General features: G+C 74.6%; 1 protein-coding gene. It reads right to left on the bottom strand.

Annotated features, from left to right (window positions below; genetic code table 11):
- Positions 1-5,256, bottom strand: a 5,256-nt coding sequence (locus AB0J52_RS26375) for an amino acid adenylation domain-containing protein (RefSeq protein WP_500184973.1), incomplete at both ends; no start/stop codon positions are given.

Here is a 5,256-nt window from a genome sequence, read left to right as displayed (position 1 = left end):
GCCCAGCGGTGCGAGGTCGCCGGTCCGGTACATGCGCTCCCCGGGCCCGGCGTAGGGGCAGGCGACGAAGCGTTCCGAGGTGAGCGCGGCGCGGTCGGCGTAGCCCCGGGCGAGCTGCACGCCCGACACGTACAGCTCCCCGACCGCGCCGGGCGGGAGGGGCCGCAGGAACTCGTCCAGCACGTACACGCGGGTGTTCCAGGCCGGACGGCCGATCGGGACGGGCCCCGGCCCGGTGTCCGGCGGGCAGAGCCGGTCGGTCACGGCTATCGCGGTCTCGGTCGGGCCGTAGCTGTTGTACAGCGACGCGTCCAGCAGCCCGGTGAACTCCGCGACCAGCTCGGCGGGGAGCGCCTCGGCCCCGGACAGGACGCCGCGCAGGCTCCGGGCCCGCCCCGCCGCGCCGTCCTCCTTGACCAGGGCCGCGAGCATCGACGGGACGAACTCGGCGACGGTCACGCCGGTCCGCTCGACCAGCCGGAGCAGGTAGCCGGCGTCGCGCTGGCCGCCGGGCCGGGCGATGACGGTCGCCGCGCCGAGGATCAGCGGCAGGAACAGCTCCCACACCGACACGTCGAACCCGGTCGAGGTCTTCTGCAGCGCCCGGTCGGCGGCGGTGACGCCGTACCGGTCGCGCATCCAGACGAGCTGGTTCATGACGGCGCGGTGGCTGAGGACCGTCCCCTTGGGGCGGCCCGTCGAACCGGACGTGTACATCACGTACACGGGGTGGTCGGGACGCAGCGGCAGGCGGCGGTCGGCGTCGGTGACCGGGCCGGCCGGGAGCCCGGCGAGCGCGGCGGCCGTCGCGGGGTCGTCCAGGACGAGGCGGTCACCGGGGACGAGGTGCTCGGTGCCGCGCGCGCACACGACCGTGTCGGGGGCTGCGCCGGTCAGCAGGTCGCGGACGCGCTCGGCCGGCTGCTCGGGGTCTATCGGCAGGTAGGCCGCCCCGGACTTCATGACACCCAGCAGGACGCCGGGCAGCGTCACCGAGCGCTCCAGGACAACGGCGACCGTTGATTCGGGGCCCGCTCCCCGGGTGATGAGTTCGCGCGCCAGCCGGTTGGCCTGCGCGTCCAGTTCGGCGTAGCTGAGGCCGGTGTCGTCGTCCAGCACGGCCGTGACGCCGGGGGTCGCCGCCGCCTGCCGGTCGAACGCCTCGACCAGGGTCCGCGCGGGGACGGGCACGTCGGTGTCGTTCCAGTCCTCCACGATGGTGCGGTGCTGCTCCGGCGACAGCAGTTCCAGGCCGCTGAGGCGGGTGCCGGGGTCGGCCGCCACTTGGGCGAGGACGCGGGCGAGCCGTTCGGCGAGGCCCGCCGCGGTCGCCTCGTCGAACAGGTCGGTGGCGTACTCGATCGCGCCGCGCAGCCCCGCCGGGACGCCGTCGCGCAGCCGTTCCTCGATGGTGACGGACAGGTCGAACTTGGCGGCCGGCTCCTGGGCCGGGACGGGCTCGGCGCGCAGGCCGGGCAGCGACCAGTCGCCCGGCTCGTCCGTCGCGACCGACAGCATGACCTGGAAGAGCGGGTGGCGGGCGAGGGACCGGGTCGGGTTGAGGGCCTCGACGAGCCGCTCGAACGGGAGGTCCTGGTGGGCGTAGGCCGCCAGGTCGGTGTCCCGGACCCGCGCCAGCAGCTCGGCGAACGTGGGGTCGCCGCTCACGTCGGTGCGCAGCACCAGGGAGTTGACGAAGTACCCGGCGAGGTCCTCGGTCGCGGCGTCGGCGCGTCCGGCGACGGCAGTGCCGATGGGGATGTCGGTGCCCGCGCCGAGGCGGGCCAGGAGCATCGCCAGAGCGGCCTGCGCGACCATGAACATGGTCGCGCCGTTGCCGCGCGCCACCCGCACGAGCCGCGCGTGGGCGTCCGCGTCGAGCCGGATCGGGACGAGGGCTCCGCGGAAGGACGTCTCGGCGGGACGTGGGCGGTCGGCGGGCAGCGCGAGTTCCTCCGGCGCATCCGCGAGCGCCTCCCGCCAGTACGAAAGCTGCGCGGCGATCAGGCTGTCGGGATCGTCGGGATCGCCCATCACCTCGCGCTGCCAGAGCGCGTAATCGGCGTACTGGACGGCGAGCGGCGCCCAGTCCGGCGCGCGGCCTGCGCGGCGGGCCTCGTAGGCCGTCGCCAGGTCGCGGACCAGCACGTTCAGCGACAGGCCATCCACGGCGATGTGGTGGACGACCACCACCAGCACCGCCTCGGTCGGGGAGAGCGCCAGGAGCCGGACCCGCCACGGCAGCTCCCGGGCGAGGTCGAACCCGTGGGAGGTCTCCTCGTTCAGCGCCGCGCGCAGCGCGGCGGGCTCCACCGGGCGGACGACCAGCTCGGGCCGCCCGGCGAGGCCGTGCAGGATCCGCTGGAAGGGGGCGCCGTCGTGGTCGGGGAACACGGTGCGGAGGGTCTCGTGCCGGTCGGCGAGGTCCGCGAGCGCGGAGCCCAGGGCCTCGACGTCGAGGTCTCCGGTGAGGCGCACCACGTGGGAGACGTTGTAGGCGGCCCGGGTGTCGTCGTCCTCCAGCTGATTCAGGAACCACATGCGCTGCTGGGCGAACGAGAGCGGGATCCGGTCGGGCCGCTCGCGCGCGGCCAGCGGCGCCACCGGGACGCCGGCGCCGCGCCCGCTCTCGACCAGCCGGGCGATCCCGGCCGAGGTGGGCGACGCGAACAGCTCCCGGATGCCCACCTCGGCGTCCAGGACGACCCGGAGGCGGGCGATCAGCCGCATCGCCAGCAGCGAGTCGCCGCCCCTGTCGAAGAACGAGTCGTCCGCGCCGACCGCCTCGACGCCCAGCACGTCGGCGAACAGCCCGCACAGGACCTCTTCGGTCGGTGTCGCGGCGGGCCGTCCGCCTCCGGTACCCGTGAAGTCGGGGGCGGGGAGGGCGGCGTGGTCGAGCTTGCCGTTCACGGTGATCGGCAGGCCGTCCAGGACGGTGAACGCCGCCGGGACCATGTGCTCGGGCAGCCGCTCCGCCGCCTCGGCCCGGACCGCGCGGGGGTCGGCGTCGCCGACCAGGTAGGCGACGAGGCGGCGCGTGCCGCTCGCGTCCTCGCGGACGACGACCGCGACCTGGCGCACTCCGGGGCATCCGGCGATCACGGTCTCGATCTCACCGGGTTCGATCCGGAAGCCGCGCAGCTGCACCTGCGCGTCGGCCCGGCCGAGGTACTCCAGGGAGCCGTCGGCGCGCAGGCGCGCCAGGTCTCCCGACCGGTACATCCGGGAACCGGTCCCGAACACGTCGGCGACGAACCGGCCCGCCGTCAGGCCGGCGCGGCGCAGGTATCCCTGCGCAACGCCCGAACCGGCGACGTAGATCTCCCCGACCACTCCCGGCGGCACCGGACGCAGCCACGCGTCCAGGACGTGGACCCGGTATCCCGGGAGAGCCGAGCCGACCACGCTCCCCGCGCCCGGCACGCACACCTGCTCGTCCAGCAGGCTCCAGGTGACGTGGACGGTCGTCTCGGTGATCCCGAACATGTTCACCAGCGCGGTGTCCGGGCACCGCGCGAACCAGCCCGACAGACGCGACACGTCCAGGGCCTCGCCGCCGAACACCACCCAGCGCAGACCCACGTCCGGCAGGCCCTCGACGTCCATCAACTGGTAGAACGCCGACGGAGTCTGGTTCAGAACCGTCACGCGCTCAGCGGCCAGCAGCTTGACCGTCTCCACCGGCGAACGCGACACCTCCCAGGGCACCACGACCACACGGCCGCCGAACCCCAGCGCTCCCCACAGCTCCCAGACCGAGAAGTCGAACGCGAACGAATGGAACAACGCCCACGCGTCGTCAGCACCGAAATCGAAACGCGCCCGCGCAGACTCAAGCAGACGCACCACATTCGCATGCGGCACCACCACGCCCTTGGGCCGACCCGTCGAACCCGACGTATAGATCACGTAAGCGGCGGTGCCGGGAGTCACCTGGCGACGGGGAAAGGTACCGGGCTGCGTGCCGTTCAGCACCCAGCGGTCGCGTCCGCCCGGGAGGAGGTGTTCGGTGGCGGGTTCGCACACCACGAGCGCCGGATCGGCGTCGGCCAGCGTGAACCCGACGCGCTCAGCCGGGTAGGACGGATCGACCGGGACGTAGGCGGCGCCCGTCTTGAGCACGCCGAGGAGGACGGCGACCAGGTCGGCCGACCGGTTCAGGACCACTCCCACCAGGTCGCCCGCGCGGACGCCCCGCTCGGTCAGGCCCGCGGCGACCCGGTCCGACCGGGCGTCCAGTTCCGCGTAGGTCCAGCGGGTCTCTCCCGCCACCACGGCCACGGCGTCCGGCGCGGCGTCCACCCGCTCGGTGAACAGGTCCACCAGCGAGACGTCGCGGTGCGCGGGGGCCGGGGCCTCGCGCTGGGCCAGCAGGTCCCGGGCCTCCTCCCCGGTCAGGACGTCGAGCTGGCCGAGCCGGGCGCGGGGGTCGGCGGCGACCTGGTCGAGCAGGCCGGTGAGGCGCTCGGCGATCCGCTCGGCGGTGCCCCGGTCGAACAGGTCCCCGGCGTACTGCAGGTCTCCCGAGACTCCGGCGGGCATGCCCCGCCCGTCGCGGTGCTCCCGCAGCCCGAACGTCAGGTCGAACTTGGCCGGGACGGCCCCCTCGTCCGGCGGCAGCGGCCGGACGCGCAGCCCCGGCAGCTCCCACGGCCGGTCGGCCCGCGGGGTGTTGTGCAGGGTGAGCATGACCTGGAAGAGCGGGTGGCGGGCGAGGGACCGCGCCGGGTTGAGGGCCTCCACGAGGCGCTCGAAGGGGAGGTCCTGGTTGGCGTAGGCGGCCAGGTCGGTCTCCCGGACGCGTCCCAGCACCTCGGTGAACGACGGGTCGCCGCCGACGTCGGTCCGCAGCACCAGCGTGTTGAGGAAGAACCCGGCCAGGTCCTCGGTCGCGGCGTCGCCGCGTCCGGCGGTGACGGTGCCGATGGGCACGTCGGTGCCCGCGCCGAGCCGCGCCAGCAGCATCGCCAGCGCCGCCTGGACGACCATGAACATGGTGGCGCCCCGCCGCTGCGCCAGCTCCACGAGCCGCGCGTGGGTGGCCGCTCCCACGTCCAGCGGAACCGACCCGCCCTGGAAGGACGCCTCGGCGGGACGCGACCGGTCGGCGGGCAGCGCGAGCTCCTCGGGCGCGCCCGCGAGCGTCCGCCGCCAGTGGTCGAGCTGCGCCGCGATCAGGCTGCCCGGGTCGTCCGGATCGCCCAGCACGTCACGCTGCCAGAGCGCGTAGTCGGCGTACTGGACGGCGAGCGG

It is taken from the genome of Spirillospora sp. NPDC049652 (genome assembly GCF_040675125.1).
In the GTDB taxonomy this organism is placed as follows: domain Bacteria; phylum Actinomycetota; class Actinomycetes; order Streptosporangiales; family Streptosporangiaceae; genus Spirillospora.
The sequence above is the reverse complement of the archived record's forward strand: the minus strand, read 5'-3'. Positions and strand labels throughout refer to the sequence as shown.